We start from the raw sequence: 16,228 nt of genomic DNA, 5'->3' as shown, positions 1-16,228 counted from the left end.
CGCATCATCATCGCAAGAATCGAGAGCAGTACGTCATGAATATCGGCCTTTTTTACGGTTCCAGCACCTGCTACACCGAGATGGCAGCGGAAAAAATTCGCGACATTATCGGTCCAGAACTGGTCACATTACATAACCTGAAAGATGATTCCCCCGCCCTGATGGAGCAATATGAGGTGCTCATTCTCGGCATTCCGACCTGGGATTTCGGTGAAATTCAGGAAGATTGGGAAGCGGTCTGGGAACAGCTCGATACGCTCAATCTGGAAGGTAAAATCATCGCCCTGTACGGCATGGGCGACCAGCTCGGCTACGGCGAGTGGTTCCTCGATGCGCTGGGTATGCTGCACGATAAGCTGGCGACCAAAGGGGTGAAATTTGTCGGCTACTGGCCAACCGAAGGCTACGAGTTCACCAGCCCGAAACCGGTGATTGCTGACGGGCAGCTTTTCGTCGGTCTCGCGCTGGATGAAACTAACCAGTACGATCTTAGCGATGAACGCATTCAGAGCTGGTGCGAACAGATACTCGGCGAGATGGCCGAGCAGTTCTCTTAGTGCTTCGTGGGCGCGGGCTGCTGCAGAAGTATTCTCCGCAGGTCGCGCCACTCTTCAGGATTCATGCTGTCAGCCGCCAGCCACAGGTGCTGACGACGGCCGCCGTTCAGGCGACGAATCCGTAGCATCATCCCCGAATTCAGCATCCACGGCGTACCAAGCAGTTCGTAATCCTGATTGCGCCAGCGCAGCCTTGCGTCCATCAACAGCTTAATCTCACCCTGATGCGAGTGAATGCGTCGTTGGCTACGTACGCAGTCAAACACCACCAGCGACAGCAAAAGCAGCCAGAGTGGCGTGTAGCTCAACGGCCACGGCATCAGCAGCACGAAAGCCGCCACCAGGCCGTGGAGCAATAAAGAGAGCCACTGTGAGCGCCAGGAGACGCGTAAATCAGATTGCCACAGGACCACGTTCCCGATTCCGTGTTTGAATGAGTTGTACCATGCGCTCAAGGCTAGCGTCGTCAGGCTTGCCGTGGTTCATCAGCCAGTTGAAGAGATCAGGATCGTCGCATTCGAGAAGACGAATGAAGACCGCTTTGTCTTCATCGCTGAGCGTGTCGTACTCGTGCTCAAAGAACGGCATGATGGAGATATCGAGTTCGCGCATACCGCGGCGGCATGCCCAGTGGATACGGGCTTTATTATTGATGTCCATAATTTCCTTCCAGCATTACGTTGTGACTAGTTTAACGTGTTTTTTGCCGTTACCTTACTGGAATATCACGTTTCACGCGTCATATTCCGAAAAAAGCCCTGAAATATGAAAGGGATTATTTTTCTTTCGAGCCGCTTCGCAGAACGCGCGGAGGGCACAAAACGCCCTGCAAAAGCGCTTGCAATGGCAGGCATCTCTTTTACCATGAGTGAATAAGTGCGTTCGCAACTCTATTCAGGACATCAATATGGCTTTTACTCCGTTTCCTCCACGTCAGCCAGGCGTCTCTGCCCGCTTACCGCTGACGCTGATGACGCTCGATGATTGGGCGCTGGCGACCGTGACCGGTGCCGACAGTGAAAAATACCTGCAGGGTCAGGTAACGGCAGACGTGGCGCAATTGACTGAACATCAGCATCTGCTGGTCGCCCACTGCGATGCGAAAGGCAAAATGTGGAGCAACCTGCGCCTGTTTCATCGTCAGGATGGTTTTGCGTTTATTGAGCGCCGCAGCGTCCGTGAAGCGCAGCTGACCCAGCTGAAAAAATACGCCGTCTTCTCGAAGGTGGTGATTGCACCCAACGATGACGCGGTGCTGCTGGGCGTGGCCGGTTTCCAGGCTCGCGCCGCGCTGACTAACCTGTTCGCGGAACTGCCAGACGCCGAGAAACCGTACCTGCAGGAAGGTGAAACCTCTCTGCTGTGGTTTGCCCATCCGGAAGAACGTTTCTTGCTGGTGACCAATGCCGCGAACGCTGAACGCATCACCGAAGCACTGCGCGGCGAAGCCCAGCTTAACAACAGCCAGCAGTGGCTGGCGCTGGATATCGAAGCCGGTCTGCCGGTGATTGATGAAGCAAACAGCGCGCAGTTTATTCCGCAGGCAACCAACCTGCAGGCGCTGGGCGGCATCAGCTTCAAAAAAGGATGCTATACCGGGCAGGAGATGGTTGCTCGCGCCAAATTCCGCGGGGCCAACAAACGCGCGCTGTGGACGCTGGCAGGCAAAGCCGCTCGCGTACCGGAAGCCGGTGAAGACCTTGAGCTCAAGATGGGTGACAACTGGCGACGTACCGGCACCGTGCTGGCCGCCGTACAGCTGGAAGATGGTCAGGTACTGGTGCAGGTCGTGATGAACAACGATATGGAAGCCGACAGCGTGTTCCGCGTGCGCGACGATGCCAATACCTTGAGCATTAAGCCGCTGCCGTATTCGTTAGACGAAGAGTAGTTGAATTTAGTGCCTCCCCCGGGGTCGGCGTAAACGCCTCGCCCGGGCTACCGATCAACCGTAGCCCGGCCAAGCGCAGTGCCGCCGGGGTTGCACCGAATCTATGTGTGTTGCCCCACGTACAGATAAATGGCCAGAAAATGACAGGCGCTACCGCCCAGCACAAACGCATGCCAGATAGCGTGGTTGTAGGGAATGCGCTTACAGACGTAGAAAATCACCCCCAGCGAATAAACCACCCCGCCGACCGCCAGCAGCGTCACGCCGCCAATCGCCAGCTTCACCGCCAGTTGATAGACCACAATCAGCGACAGCCAGCCCATCGTCAGATAGGTCACCAGCGACAGAATTTTAAAGCGGTGCGCAATGGTCAGCTTAAACAGGATCCCCAGCAGCGCCAGGCTCCAGATAACAATCATCAGCCCTTTCGCCAACGGCGAGTCCAGCCCCACCAGCAGGAATGGCGTATAGGTACCGGCAATCAGCAGATAGATAGCGCAGTGGTCGAATTTTTTCAGCCACACCTTGGCCCGCTGTGACGGAATGGCGTGATACAGCGTGGAGGCCAAAAACAGCAGGATCATGCTGCCGCCGTACAGGCTGTAGCTGGTGATCGCTGTGGCGTTGGCGTTAGCATCAACGGCCTGAACCAGCAGTAAAACCAGCCCGACAATCCCCAGGACAAAGCCAACGCCGTGGCTGATGCTATTGGCAATTTCCTCTGCTAGAGAATATCCCTGCTTGATGAGTGGTTTCTTATCCATTACGCGCTCCGGGCGAACGACAAATTAAGCAAACACCCTAGCGTAACTGAGAATGGTTCCAGTGAACACATGTAAGCTAAAATAAAAAAATGAATTCTTATAAACTCAAATTAATCAGTCAGTTAACAAATTCATTCAGCTAACAGGCGTACACATTTTTATTCAACACATTTAAATTCAATAACATAAAACAGGTTCTCGCCCGGATAGATATCCGCAATCACCTTTTTCAGCTCCGGCAGACTCATGTTTTCCTGCTCCGCATGGCGCTCGCTCAGCGTATCCATCGTGACGGTAGAGGTTGCGACTACGCGAATGGTGCAGAAGTAGCCATCATCTTCATAGCGGCCCACGCGCAGCACGTCCCCAACCTTAAAGTGTGACTCAGCCGCGTCGCGCAGCGTAATGGTTTTACGTCCGGCGAGAATGTCGTCCTGAAAGCGCTGAAAAAAGGTAATGTCGTTTGGCTGCATGTTATCATTCCTATCAGGTCATTATTTTTACGAGTATCCATCACCGTGAGCATGTTCTCCCACGCCGCCGTTGCCAGCCTCAATAATCTTGAGATGATGGTCTATCACTACGTCATTAAAAATCGCGACACGGTGATGTACATGACCATCCGTGAACTGGCCGACGCGGCGGGCGTCTCCACCACCACGGTGATGCGCTTTTGTAAAAAGCTCAACTGCGAAGGTTACTCGGAGTTCCGCGTACGCTTCAAATTATATTTAGAGCAGGACGAACCACAGCAGGCCAATTTTGGCGCCAGCGAAATTATCAGTTTTTTCAAAAGCGTTAATAATGACGAGTTTGATAAATTGCTGGATGACGCGGTGGATATTATCCTCTCTTCGGAGCGTATTATTTTTGTCGGTGCAGGAACCTCCGGCTCGCTGGCAAAATATGGCGCACGATTCTTCTCAAATATTGGTAAATTCAGTAACCATATTGACGACCCTTATTTCCCGGTCACCAATGACATGGCGAAAAACGCGTTGGCGATCGTGCTTTCGGTATCGGGAGAAACCGAAGAGATCCTGCGCTTTGCCGGGCAGTTCAGCCTGCATCGCTGCAAGGTCATGTCCATCACCAGCCATGAACACTCACGGCTGGCAAAGCTTGCTGACTTCAACCTCTCCTGGCATGTGCCACAAACCCGCATTGCCGGCGTTTACGATATTACAACGCAGATCCCGGTTATCTATATTCTGGAATCGTTAGGCCGTAAACTGGCGAAGAAATTAGCATAAAAATACAGGGTGTTTTTTCGATGTAACATATTCCCTTGAGTGGGATTTGTTATATCGTGACATTTATTGCCTCTTTGTTAGACTCAGATTTATTAAGCCCAATAACTGAGCATAGCAACGATGAAAAAACTGACCTTACCGAAAGACTTTTTATGGGGTGGCGCGGTTGCTGCCCACCAGGTTGAAGGCGGCTGGAATAAAGGCGGCAAAGGCCCCAGCATCTGTGACGTGCTAACCGGCGGTGCCCACGGCGTACCGCGTGAAATTACCCAGCAGGTCGAACCGGGTAAATACTACCCGAACCACGAAGCCATCGACTTCCACGGCCACTACAAAGAAGACATCAAGCTGTTCGCCGAGATGGGCTTCAAGTGCTTCCGTACGTCTATCGCCTGGACCCGCATTTTCCCGAAAGGTGACGAAACGCAGCCAAATGAAGAAGGGCTGAAATTCTACGATGACATGTTCGATGAACTGCTGAAGTACAACATCGAGCCGGTGATTACCCTTTCCCACTTCGAAATGCCGCTGCACCTGGTGCAGGAGTACGGCGGCTGGACCAACCGCAAAGTCGTTGATTTCTTTGTTCGCTTCTCGGAAGTGGTCTTCGAGCGCTACAAGAATAAGGTCAAATACTGGATGACCTTCAACGAAATCAACAACCAGCGTAACTGGCGCGCGCCGCTGTTCGGCTACTGCTGCTCCGGCGTGGTTTACACCGAGCATGAAAACCCGGAAGAAACCATGTACCAGGTGCTGCACCACCAGTTCGTGGCCAGCGCCCTGGCGGTGAAAGCGGCTCGACGTATCAACCCAGAGATGAAAGTCGGCTGCATGCTGGCGATGGTGGCGCTCTATCCGTACTCCTGCAAACCAGAAGACGTCATGTTCGCCCAGGAGTCGATGCGTGAACGCTATGTCTTTACCGATGTGCAGCTGCGCGGCTACTACCCAAGCTACGTGCTGAACGAGTGGGAACGTCGTGGTTTCAATATCAAGATGGAAGCAGGCGACGAGGCGATTCTGCGTGAAGGCACCTGCGACTACCTTGGTTTCAGCTACTACATGACCAACGCCGTGAAGGCAGAAGGCGGCAGCGGTGACGCAATCTCCGGCTTTGAAGGCAGCGTACCGAACCCACACGTGAAAGCATCGGACTGGGGCTGGCAGATTGACCCGGTTGGCCTGCGCTACTCGCTGTGCGAACTGTACGAACGCTACCAAAAGCCGCTGTTTATCGTGGAAAACGGCTTTGGCGCGTACGACAAAGTCGAAGCCGACGGTAGCATCAACGACGACTACCGCATTGATTATCTGCGTGCACACGTCGAAGAGATGATGAAAGCAGTTACCTATGATGGCGTGGATCTGATGGGCTATACGCCGTGGGGCTGCATCGACTGCGTGTCGTTCACCACCGGGCAGTACAGCAAGCGCTATGGCTTTATCTATGTGAACAAGCACGACGACGGCACGGGCGATATGTCACGTTCACGTAAGAAGAGTTTTGAGTGGTATAAAGCGGTGATTGCTAGCAACGGCGAGAGTTTGTAAGTCTGTTTCCCCTCTCCCCGGCCCTCTCCCCAAAGGGGCGAGGGATAAAACCGGTCGGTCCCCTCTCCCCCATGGGGAGAGGGTGAGGGGGTCTGCACCACACTACTTCCCACCCGCCAGCTCAATAAAACTCCCCGTCACATACGACGCCTTCTCGCCCAGCAGCCAGACAATCGCCTGCGCCACCTCTTCCGGCTGGCCGCCTCGCTGCATCGGCAGCACGGACTTCACCCGGTCAACGCGCCCCGGCTCCCCGCCGTCGGCATGCATCTCGGTATAGATAAACCCAGGCCTGACGCCGTTCACTCGGATGCCCTGCGCCGCCACTTCCAGCGACAGCCCGGTGGTCAGCGTATCAATCGCCCCTTTCGAGGCGGCATAGTCCACGTATTCACCCGGCGAGCCCAGACGTGCCGCCGCCGAAGAGACGTTCACAATCGCGCCGCCCTGCCCGCCGTGCGGTATCGCCATCCGCTTTACCGCTTCCCGGCAGCAGAGAAAATAGCCGGTCACGTTGGTGGTCAATACCCGGTTGATACGCTCGGCGGTTAACGCCTCCACGCGGCTTTGGGTGAACAGCACGCCCGCGTTGTTGACCAGCGCCGTTAGCGGTTCGTCCTGCTGGTCGAGGCGGGCAAACATCGCTTCTACCTGTACTTCATCGCTAATATCCGCCTGAACGGTAAAGGCCTTGCCGCCCTGCGCAATAATCGCGTTCACCACCTCGCTGGCGGCGGCTTCGTTGCGGTGATAGTTCACCGCCACCGTATAGCCTTCCTGCGCCAGCTGTAGCGCCGTCGCCCGCCCAATTCCCCGGCTTGCGCCGGTCACTAATGCCATTGCCATTCGCGTCTCCCAAAAAATAAAGGCGCCGAAGCGCCTTTAAAAGATAGCCTAATCAGAGCATTACTGATATTCGCTCATCGGCACGCAGGAGCAGAACAGGTTACGGTCGCCGTAAACATCATCGAGGCGTTTCACCGTCGGCCAGTACTTGTTCGCCATGCCTGCCGGGAAGACGGCGATTTCGCGGCTATAGCCGTGGTTCCACTCCGCCACCAGCTCATTCTGGGTGTGCGGGGAGTTAACCAGCGGGTTGTCTTCAAGCGTCCACTCGCCCGCTTTCACGCGGTCGATTTCGCTGCGGATCGCCAGCATCGCGTCAATGAAGCGGTCCAGTTCGGCTTTGCCTTCGGATTCCGTTGGCTCAACCATCAGCGTACCCGCTACCGGGAAGGACATGGTTGGCGCGTGGAAACCGTAGTCAATCAGGCGCTTAGCAATATCCAGCTCGCTGATGCCGGTCTCTTCTTTCAGCGGACGAATATCCAGAATACATTCGTGCGCCACGTGTCCGTCACGCCCGGTGTAGAGCACCGGATAGGCATCTTTCAGGCGAGTCGCAATGTAGTTAGCATTGAGGATCGCCACCTGACTTGCCTGCTTCAGGCCTTCTGCGCCCATCATGCGGATGTACATCCAGCTAATTGGCAGAATGGAGGCGCTGCCGAACGGTGCCGCGGAAACCGCGCCCTGACGGGTCAGCATGCCTTCAATGTGCACCACGCTGTGGCCTGGAACAAACGGCGCCAGGTGTGATTTCACGCCGATAGGACCCATACCAGGGCCGCCGCCGCCGTGTGGAATGCAGAAGGTTTTATGCAGGTTGAGGTGCGAAACATCCGCGCCGATGAAGCCTGGGGATGTAATGCCGACCTGGGCGTTCATGTTCGCGCCGTCGAGGTAAACCTGGCCGCCAAACTGGTGAACAATTTCGCACACTTCACGGATAGTCTCTTCGTACACGCCGTGGGTGGACGGGTAGGTCACCATGATGCAGGAAAGGTTGTCCGCATGCTGTTCTGCTTTCGCGCGCAGATCCGCCAGATCGATGTTGCCGTTCTTATCGCAGGCCACAACCACCACCTGCATCCCCGCCATCTGCGCGGAAGCTGGGTTGGTACCGTGTGCTGAGCTCGGGATCAGACAGATATCACGATGGCCGTCGTTGCGGCTTTCGTGGTAGTGACGAATCGCCAGCAGACCCGCATATTCACCCTGCGCGCCGGAGTTCGGCTGCATGCAGAGTGCGTCATAGCCGGTCAATTTCACCAGCCACTCGGAGAGCTGACCGATCATCTGATGGTAGCCTTCCGCCTGATCAACCGGGCAGAACGGGTGCAGTTCAGCAAATTCCGGCCAGGTGATAGGGATCATCTCCGCCGCAGCGTTGAGCTTCATGGTACAGGAACCCAGCGGGATCATCGCCTGGTTCAGCGCCAGATCTTTACGCTCCAGCGAGTGCATGTAGCGCATCATTTCGGTTTCGCTGTGATAGCGGTTAAACACCGGATGGCTCAGGATCGCGTCGTCGCGCAGCATCGCTTGCGGGATAGAGCGGCTGTCGAGCGCCACGTCTTTATCCAGCGCATCGATGTCCAGACCGTGATTGTCGCCGAGAATCACGCTAAACAGCGCCAATACATCTTCACGGGTGGTCGTTTCGTTCAGGGTGATACCTACCGCATTGAGGATATCGCTGCGCAGGTTGATTTCTGCTGCCTGAGCGCGCGCCAGTACGGCGGCTTTATCCGCCACTTCCACACACAGGGTGTCGAAGTAGTGCGCATGACGCAGCTTTTGGCCTTTCTGCTGCAAACCCGCGGCCAGAATATCGGTCAGGCGGTGAATGCGGTTGGCAATACGCTTCAGGCCAGCCGGGCCATGGAACACCGCGTACAGGCTGGCGATGTTAGCCAGCAGTACCTGCGAGGTACAGATGTTGGAGTTCGCTTTCTCGCGGCGAATGTGCTGCTCGCGGGTCTGCATCGCCATGCGCAGCGCGGTATTGCCAGCGGCATCTTTCGATACGCCGATAATACGGCCTGGCATGGCGCGTTTGAATTCATCTTTAGCGGCAAAGAAGGCCGCGTGCGGGCCGCCGTAGCCCATCGGTACGCCGAAACGCTGCGCAGAGCCGAAGACAATATCCGCGCCCTGCTTGCCCGGTGCGGTTAACAGCACCAGCGCCATGAAATCGCCGGCAACGCTGACGACGACTTTACGAGATTTCAGTTCAGCAATCAGCTGGCTGTAGTCATGAACTTCACCGGTGGTCCCGACCTGCTGCAGCAGCACGCCGAAGACGTCCTGATGCTCCAGTGCTTTGTCAGCGTCGTCGACAATCACGTCAAAACCGAAGGTTTCCGCGCGGGTACGGACCACATCCAGAGTTTGCGGATGCACGTCGGCCGCCACGAAGAAGCGGTTGGCGTTCTTCAGTTTGCTCACGCGCTTGGCCATCGCCATCGCTTCAGCGGCAGCGGTAGCTTCGTCCAGCAGAGAAGCGGAGGCCATATCGAGACCGGTCAGATCCAGCGTGACCTGCTGGAAGTTGAGCAGCGCTTCCAGACGACCCTGAGAAACTTCTGGCTGATACGGGGTGTACGCGGTGTACCAGCCCGGGTTTTCCAGCATGTTGCGCTGGATAACCGGCGGCAGCTGTACCGGGGTGTAACCCATGCCAATGTACGACTTAAAGCGCTTGTTGCGACCGGCAATCACCTTCAACTCCGCCAGCGCGGCGAACTCGGTGGTGGCCTCGCCAACCTGCGGCGGCGTAGCAAGCTGGATATCTTTCGGCACGATCTGCGCAATCAGTGCGTTTAATGAATCCGCGCCAACTGTTTTGAGCATCTCTTGCTGCTGCTGGGCATCCGGCCCGATGTGACGTTCAATAAACGCGCCACGGTTTTCAAGCTGGCTTAAAGTCTGTGTCATGAGCGATGGTTCCTGAAACGTGCGGTGATTTTAAGATTTCCTCTTCGAAGAAGAGGTTTGGGGCGACGGCGTAAACTCGCCCTCACCCCAGCCCTCTCCCACTGGGAGAGGGAGCAAATCCTTATTCGTCTTCTAACAGGGCTTCGTATGCAGTCGCATCCAGCAGCGCGGCAACTTCCGCTTCGTCGCTGGCTTTGATCTTAAAGATCCAGCCGCCCGCGTACGGTTCGCTGTTCACCAGCTCCGGCGAGTCGCCCAGCTCGTCGTTCACGGCAACGATTTCGCCGCTGATCGGTGCGTAGATGTCGGATGCCGCTTTAACGGACTCTGCCACGGCGCAGTCATCGCCCGCGCTAACGGTCGCGCCGACTTCCGGCAGGTCAACGAAGACCATGTCACCCAGTAATTCCTGCGCGTGCTCGGTGATACCAACGGTGTAGCTACCGTCCGCTTCTTTGCGCAGCCATTCGTGTTCTTTGCTGTATTTCAGTTCTGCTGGTACGTTGCTCATCAAAAAATCTCCAGAATAAAAAGGGCTTACGCGACGGCCTTGCCGTTACGCACAAAAATAGGTTTTGTTACTTTGACCGGCATTTCACGGTTGCGGATCTGCACGATCGCCGTCTCGCCAATCCCAGCCGGGACGCGAGCCAGCGCAATACTATGGCCTAAGGTTGGCGAGAAAGTCCCGCTGGTGATCACACCTTCGCACGCATTGCCGCGGGCATCGGTAAAGCGCACCGGCAGTTCACCGCGCAGGACGCCTTTTTCGGTCATCACCAGGCCGACCAACTGCTCGGTACCTTTCTCACGCTCCAGCTCCAGCACGTCGCGACCGATAAAGTTGCGATCGGCCGGTTCCCAGGCGATGGTCCAGCCCATGTTGGCCGCTAGCGGGGAGATGCTTTCGTCCATCTCCTGACCATAGAGGTTCATCCCTGCTTCCAGACGCAGCGTGTCGCGCGCGCCCAGGCCACAAGGCTTCACGCCTGCCTGGACCAGTTTCTGCCAGAAATCGGCGGCCTGCTCTTTTGGCAGGGCAATTTCATAACCCGCTTCGCCGGTGTAACCGGTGGTGGCGATAAAGAAGTCACCCGCCTGCACGCCAAAGAACGGCTTCATACCTTCAACGGCGTGACGCTGCTCGTCGGTGAACAGCGTGCCCGCTTTCGCCTGCGCGTTCGGCCCCTGTACGGCAATCAGCGACAGGTCATCACGGACGGTGATGTCGATGGCATAAGGTTCAGCGTGTTGGGTAATCCAGGAGAGGTCTTTTTCGCGGGTGGCGGAGTTAACGACGAGGCGGAAATAATCTTCGGTAAGGTAGTAAACGATCAGGTCATCAATCACGCCGCCCGACGCATTTAGCATACCGCTGTATAGCGCCTTGCCGGGCTTGGTGAGCTTGGCAACGTCGTTTGCCAGCAGATAGCGTAGAAACTCTCGGGTCCGCGGCCCGTGGAGATCGACGATGGTCATGTGCGACACATCGAACATCCCGGCATCGGTACGCACCGCGTGGTGCTCATCAATCTGCGAACCATAGTGCAGCGGCATCATCCAGCCGTGGAAATCCACCATACGCGCGCCACATAACACGTGCTGGTCATACAAAGGCGTTTGTTGAGCCATCATGTCCTCGTTGAATATATCGCACCACAAAACCAAACGCCGACGCCCATTTGGGCACCGACGCAAACGTTCTCTTTTCCCTGAACTTACCACCGAACATCGTGGTAAACCATCCTGAAAAAGGGGGCATCACATTAGCTTATGACCAAAAGTCGCGAAAAAGCATACAGAGGAATTGACTACAAAAAAGCGAAATGCACCCCATTTTATTAACAACAACGGTTAACAATTCAGCATAAGATAATATTTTATGCGTAAAACAGGGCGATTTTTCCGTAACATGAAAATGCATGGATTAATAAAACTAATGCGAAAAACGGCGTGAAATTAGAATTTTTCAAATGAGAGAGGAGACTCCCGGTAGAACCACCGGGAGTAAAAGTGTGAGCGACTTAACGAAGCCACTCAGGCAGGTCGTTCAGGCCCATTGCCTGACGAATTAGCTGCGGCTTCACGCCGGGTAGCGTATCAGCCAACGCAAGACCGAGATCGCGCAGCAGTTTTTTCGCCGGATTTTCGCCAGCAAACAGCTCGCGGAAGCCCTGCATCCCCGCCAGCATCAGCGCGGCGCTGTGTTTACGGCTGCGCTCGTAGCGACGCAGATAGAAATGCTGACCGATATCTTTGCCTTGCGTATGCAGACGACGCAGCTCTTCAATCAGCTCGGCGGCGTCCATAAAGCCCAGGTTCACGCCCTGCCCAGCCAAAGGATGGATGGTGTGCGCTGCATCGCCGACCAGCGCCAGGCGGTGGGCGGCAAACTGACGTGCATAGCGTCCGGTCAACGGGTATACCTGACGTTCGCTCTCCACCTTGCACAACCCCAGGCGATTATCGAAGGCGATATTCAGCTTCTGGTTAAATTCAGCGTCATCGGCCTGCTGCATCCGTTCCGCTTCCTGTGGCGACAGCGACCAGACAATCGAGCAAAGATGCGGGTCGGAGAGCGGCAGAAAGGCCAGAATACCTTCGCCGTGGAAGCTCTGGCGCGCCACCGCGTCGTGCGGCTCTTCGGTGCGCACGGTGGCGACCAGCGCGTGGTGACGATAGTCCCAGAAGGTCAGCGGAATATCCGCTTTACTGCGCAGCCAGGAGTTCGCGCCATCCGCGCCCACGACCAGGCGCGCGGTCAGCATATTGCCGTCTTTCAGCGTCAGAAACGCTTCGTTCTCGCCCCAGACCACCTGCTGCAGTTCAGCGGGCGCCATCAGCGTGATATCGGAACTGCGCTCCGCTTTCTGCCACAGCGCATGGTGAATCACCGCATTTTCAACAATATGGCCGAGATGGCTGTAACCCATGCTGCGGTCATCAAACGTAATACGACCAAAGCTGTCCTTATCCCACACTTCCATGCCGTGATAGCAACTGGCGCGCTGGGCGGTAATGGCCGACCAGACGTCCAGCCTGGTGAGCAACTTTTCGCTGCCCGCATTGATGGCGGAGACGCGTAGCGCAGGTGGCGCATCGGCGGCAAGCGCCTGCGGCAGCGACTGTTCCAGTACGGCAACCCGCAGGCCGCTGCCCTGTAAACCGCAGGCTACCGCCAGCCCAACCATTCCACCGCCTACGATGGCAACATCAACACTTTGCACATTAACTCCTTAAACTGCTGATTAGCGGGCGACCCAGCCCAGCGTCCGCTGCGCCAGCACATCGCGTGCAGGGGTAAATAATTCCATCGTCATCAGGCCCACGTTGCGCCCGGCCACCAGCGGTGCCCAACGGTTGGCGAACAGATGCACCAGACCGTCAGTTACGCCAATCGTGGCGGCTTTATCTTCCGCACGCTGGCGCTGGTAATGGCACAGCAGCGAATAGTCGCCGATATCCTGATTGGCCTCGTGCGCGCTTGCCAGATGTTCCGCCAGCGTCATGACGTCACGCATGCCGAGGTTAAAACCTTGTCCGGCAATCGGATGCAGCGTCTGCGCCGCGTTGCCCACCAACGCCAGGCGGTGCGATACCGTCCGGGTTGCGGTGGTCAGCGATAACGGATAGACGCTACGCATTCCTGCCTGAGTAATGCGTCCCAGACGCCAGCCAAACGCTTTCTGTAGCTCACGACAAAACTCAGCGTCTGACCAGTTGAGCACATCGTCATGGCGCGCCAGCGGATGGCACCACACCAGCGAGCAGCGGTTCTGCGACATCGGCAGCATGGCGATAGGGCCATGCTCGGTAAAGCGTTCAAACGCCCGCCCCTGGTGCGCCACGGCGGTGGAGACGTTGGCAATCACCGCCACCTGATTATACGGCTCCTGCTGCCAGGCAATACCGCACTGCTCGCCGAGCGTGGAGCGCGAACCGTCGGCGGCAACCAGCAGTTTGCCGTGCAGCGTTTCACCGTTATCCAGCGTCACGCTCACGCCATCAGCCTGACGTTCAACCCGCGACACCCGCGAAGGACAATGCAGCGTGACGCCGCGCGCATGGCGCAGCAGGCCAAACAGCCGCTGGCCCACGTCGTGCAGCTCAACCACATTACCGAGTGCAGAGAGGCGATAATCCTGAGCATCAAGAGTGACAAAACCGGCATGGCCGCGGTCGCTGACGTGAACGGTGGTAATTGGCGTCGCACAGTCGGCAATCGCCTGCCACAGGTTGATCTTCGCCAGCTGTTGGCAGGTGCCTGCCGCCAGCGCAATGGCCCGGCCATCAAAGCCCGGATGTTCAGCGGCGTGAATATCCGCCGCCTCTATCAGGTGCACCGGAAGGCGGCCCGCCGTCAGCTGCGAGATAGCCAGCGCCAGCGTGGCGCCGGTCATGCCGCCGCCGACAATAATCACGCTCATAGCTGGCGTGCCGCTGCCATCAACGCTTCAATGGCATCAGCATCCTTCACGACGCTCGCAGTGAGGTTCTCATTTCCGTCTTCGGTAATGAGAATATCGTCTTCAATACGAATACCGATACCGCGATATTCCGCCGGCACGTCCGCGTCCGGCGCGATATACAGGCCCGGTTCAACGGTCAGCACCATCCCCGGCTCAAGCACCCGAGAACGATCTGCGCCATAGACGCCAACGTCATGCACATCCAGCCCCAGCCAGTGGCTCAGGCCATGCATAAAGTACGGACGGTGGGCATTGTTAGCAATTAGCTGGTCAACTTCCCCTTTGAGGATCCCCAGACCATGCAGGCCGGTCACCATGATGCGCACCACTTCACCGGTCACTTCCTGAATGGAGGTGCCAGGGCGATACAACTCAAGGGATTTGTACAGCGAGGCGAGCACGATGTCGTAGATAGCGCGCTGTGCCGGGGTAAATTTACCGTTCACCGGGAAAGTTCGGGTAATGTCACCCGCGTAACCTTTGTACTCACAGCCCGCGTCAATCAGCACCAGCTCGCCGTCGCGCAGCTCGGATTCGTTCTCGGTGTAGTGCAGGATGCAGCCGTTTTCGCCGCCGCCGACAATGGTGTTGTAGGACGGGTAACGCGCGCCGTGGCGAGAGAATTCGTGAAGAATCTCCCCTTCCAGCTGATATTCAAACATCCCTGGACGGCATTTTTCCATCGCGCGAGTATGGGCCAGCGCAGAAATTTCGCCCGCGCGACGCAGGATCTCAATCTCTTCGCTGTCTTTGAACAGGCGCATTTCATGCACCATAGGACGCCAGTCAATCATCGCATCCGGCGCAGTGAGATTCTGGCGCGAACCTTTGCGCAGCTTGTCCAGCGCGGTGAAGACGATGTCATCGGCAAAAGCGTATTCGCCCTGCGCGTGGTAGATAACGTCCAGACCGTTCAGCAACTGGAACAGCTGTTGATTGATTTCGCTGAACGCCAGCGCGCGGTCAACGCCCAGTTTTTCCGGCGCGGCATCCTGGCCCAGACGGCGGCCAAACCAGATCTCAGCCGTCAGGTCGCGAACGCGGTTGAACAGCACGCTATGGTTGTGAGTGTCATCGCTTTTAATCAGCACCAGCAAGGCTTCAGGCTCGTTAAAGCCGGTGAAGTACCAGAAATCGCTGTTCTGGCGATAGGGATACTCAGAATCCGCGCTGCGAGTCACCTCTGGCGCGGCAAAAATCAGCGCCGCGCTGCCTGGTTTCATTTGCGCCAGTAATGCCTGGCGGCGGCGGAGAAACGCTTGCTGTGTCATGACATCTCCTTTCAATCCCTTAGCGCTCCGTTTACCGGCCTTGCGCAGCAAGCGGAGCGGGCGTTGTGATTAGTGTAATGTTGGCTTTTGCACTTCAGGCGCGGTCGGCTGCGGGTGGGTGAAAGTATCGTGGCACAGCAGCGCCGCTACGCGAACGTATTCGATAATTTCTTCCAGCGACATTTCCAGCTCTTCCTGATCTTCATCTTCTTCATAGCCAAGTTGCGCAATATTTCGAAGATCGTCAATGGCTTCGCCGGTTTCATCTCTCACTTTATCCAGCTTTGGCTGTACCATACCCAGACCGAGCAGGAAATGGTTCACCCAGCCAGAGAGCGCATCGGCGCGGTCGAACACGCTGACATCGTCGCCTTCAGGCAGATAAAGCTGAAAAAGGAAGCCGTCGTCTTCCAGCGCATCGCTGGTTGCCGCATGCATGGAACGCAGCGACTCGGCAAGCTCGTGACCAAACGCCAGACCTTCGTTGGTCAGGTCGTGAACCAGCGGCTGCCAGGAGCTGTCCTTGTTTCCGCCGCAGAGCAATCCACTCAGCAGACCGTGCATTTCTGCAGGCGTCAGGCCTACCCCTTGTTGGTTTAACAGTTGGTTCATCACGGTGTAACCCGGCATTTCGTTCTGTATAGACATGCGCATTCGTCATTGTTGGGTGGAATTCATGATATGCTACC

The 16,228-nt window shown here is 56.5% G+C and carries 16 protein-coding genes; 4 read left to right on the top strand and 12 right to left on the bottom strand.

Going from position 1 to position 16,228, the window contains the following annotated elements; genetic code table 11:
- Positions 1–35: 35 nt before the first annotated feature.
- Positions 36–557 carry a flavodoxin FldB gene (gene fldB / locus V6944_RS10165; RefSeq protein ID WP_333498854.1) on the top strand — a complete coding sequence of 174 codons (522 nt, stop codon included), beginning with the start codon at positions 36–38 and terminating at the stop codon, positions 555–557.
- Here fldB and V6944_RS10160 read toward each other — a convergent pair.
- Positions 554–970: a protein YgfX gene (locus tag V6944_RS10160; RefSeq protein ID WP_185669861.1), complete on the bottom strand. Its 417-nt coding sequence runs from the start codon at positions 968–970 to the stop codon at positions 554–556. The two genes, fldB and V6944_RS10160, sit on opposite strands and share 4 nt — an antisense overlap.
- Positions 951–1,217 (bottom strand): FAD assembly factor SdhE, encoded by a 267-nt coding sequence (gene sdhE, locus V6944_RS10155; RefSeq protein WP_333498853.1) that lies wholly within the window; start codon positions 1,215–1,217, stop codon positions 951–953. Before sdhE ends, V6944_RS10160 begins: the two co-directional genes overlap by 20 nt.
- Positions 1,218–1,464: 247 nt before the next feature.
- Here sdhE and ygfZ point away from each other — a divergent pair, with 247 nt between their 5' ends.
- Positions 1,465–2,448, top strand: a complete 984-nt coding sequence (gene ygfZ, locus V6944_RS10150) for a tRNA-modifying protein YgfZ (protein WP_333498852.1) — start codon at positions 1,465–1,467, stop codon at positions 2,446–2,448.
- 101 nt (positions 2,449–2,549) lie between these two features.
- On the opposite strand, the gene trhA is transcribed toward ygfZ, so the two are convergent.
- The gene (gene trhA, locus V6944_RS10145) at positions 2,550–3,212 is read right to left on the bottom strand and encodes a PAQR family membrane homeostasis protein TrhA (RefSeq protein WP_333498851.1); all 663 of its coding nucleotides are present in this window, start codon (positions 3,210–3,212) and stop codon (positions 2,550–2,552) included.
- Between the two features lie 158 nt (positions 3,213–3,370).
- The gene (gene yqfB / locus V6944_RS10140; protein WP_333498850.1) at positions 3,371–3,685 is read right to left on the bottom strand and encodes a N(4)-acetylcytidine aminohydrolase; all 315 of its coding nucleotides are present in this window, start codon (positions 3,683–3,685) and stop codon (positions 3,371–3,373) included.
- A gap of 51 nt (positions 3,686–3,736) precedes the next feature.
- On the opposite strand from yqfB, the gene V6944_RS10135 reads away from it, so the two are divergent.
- Positions 3,737–4,465, top strand: a complete 729-nt coding sequence (locus V6944_RS10135) for a MurR/RpiR family transcriptional regulator (protein WP_185669882.1) — start codon at positions 3,737–3,739, stop codon at positions 4,463–4,465.
- A gap of 120 nt (positions 4,466–4,585) precedes the next feature.
- Positions 4,586–6,019: a 6-phospho-beta-glucosidase BglA gene (gene bglA / locus V6944_RS10130; protein WP_333498849.1), complete on the top strand. Its 1,434-nt coding sequence runs from the start codon at positions 4,586–4,588 to the stop codon at positions 6,017–6,019.
- Positions 6,020–6,121: 102 nt separating this feature from the next.
- Here the strand turns inward: bglA and V6944_RS10125 are convergent, their stop codons facing one another.
- The 8 genes from V6944_RS10125 to V6944_RS10090 all read right to left on the bottom strand — a co-directional run bounded on the left by V6944_RS10125 (position 6,122) and on the right by V6944_RS10090 (position 16,187).
- Positions 6,122–6,865 carry an SDR family oxidoreductase gene (locus V6944_RS10125; protein ID WP_333498848.1) on the bottom strand — a complete coding sequence of 248 codons (744 nt, stop codon included), beginning with the start codon at positions 6,863–6,865 and terminating at the stop codon, positions 6,122–6,124.
- A gap of 60 nt (positions 6,866–6,925) precedes the next feature.
- Positions 6,926–9,799 (bottom strand): aminomethyl-transferring glycine dehydrogenase, encoded by a 2,874-nt coding sequence (gene gcvP, locus V6944_RS10120; RefSeq protein WP_333498847.1) that lies wholly within the window; start codon positions 9,797–9,799, stop codon positions 6,926–6,928.
- Between the two features lie 121 nt (positions 9,800–9,920).
- Positions 9,921–10,310: a glycine cleavage system protein GcvH gene (gene gcvH, locus V6944_RS10115; RefSeq protein WP_052281990.1), complete on the bottom strand. Its 390-nt coding sequence runs from the start codon at positions 10,308–10,310 to the stop codon at positions 9,921–9,923.
- Positions 10,311–10,336: 26 nt separating this feature from the next.
- The gene (gene gcvT / locus V6944_RS10110) at positions 10,337–11,431 is read right to left on the bottom strand and encodes a glycine cleavage system aminomethyltransferase GcvT (protein WP_333498869.1); all 1,095 of its coding nucleotides are present in this window, start codon (positions 11,429–11,431) and stop codon (positions 10,337–10,339) included.
- A gap of 392 nt (positions 11,432–11,823) precedes the next feature.
- Positions 11,824–13,026, bottom strand: a complete 1,203-nt coding sequence (ubiI, locus tag V6944_RS10105; protein WP_333498846.1) for an FAD-dependent 2-octaprenylphenol hydroxylase — start codon at positions 13,024–13,026, stop codon at positions 11,824–11,826.
- A gap of 21 nt (positions 13,027–13,047) precedes the next feature.
- Positions 13,048–14,226, bottom strand: a complete 1,179-nt coding sequence (gene ubiH, locus V6944_RS10100) for a 2-octaprenyl-6-methoxyphenyl hydroxylase (protein WP_333498845.1) — start codon at positions 14,224–14,226, stop codon at positions 13,048–13,050.
- Complete coding sequence (gene pepP, locus V6944_RS10095) at positions 14,223–15,539, bottom strand: Xaa-Pro aminopeptidase (protein ID WP_333498844.1); 1,317 nt, start codon at positions 15,537–15,539, stop codon at positions 14,223–14,225. The genes ubiH and pepP overlap by 4 nt, the downstream gene beginning before the upstream one ends.
- A 69-nt stretch (positions 15,540–15,608) precedes the next feature.
- Positions 15,609–16,187 carry a YecA/YgfB family protein gene (locus V6944_RS10090; protein WP_185669872.1) on the bottom strand — a complete coding sequence of 193 codons (579 nt, stop codon included), beginning with the start codon at positions 16,185–16,187 and terminating at the stop codon, positions 15,609–15,611.
- Positions 16,188–16,228 lie beyond the last annotated feature (41 nt).

The sequence above is a fragment of the Kluyvera sp. CHPC 1.2972 genome, assembly GCF_036759925.1.
Classification (GTDB): domain Bacteria; phylum Pseudomonadota; class Gammaproteobacteria; order Enterobacterales; family Enterobacteriaceae; genus Kluyvera.
The sequence above is the reverse complement of the archived record's forward strand: the minus strand, read 5'-3'. Positions and strand labels throughout refer to the sequence as shown.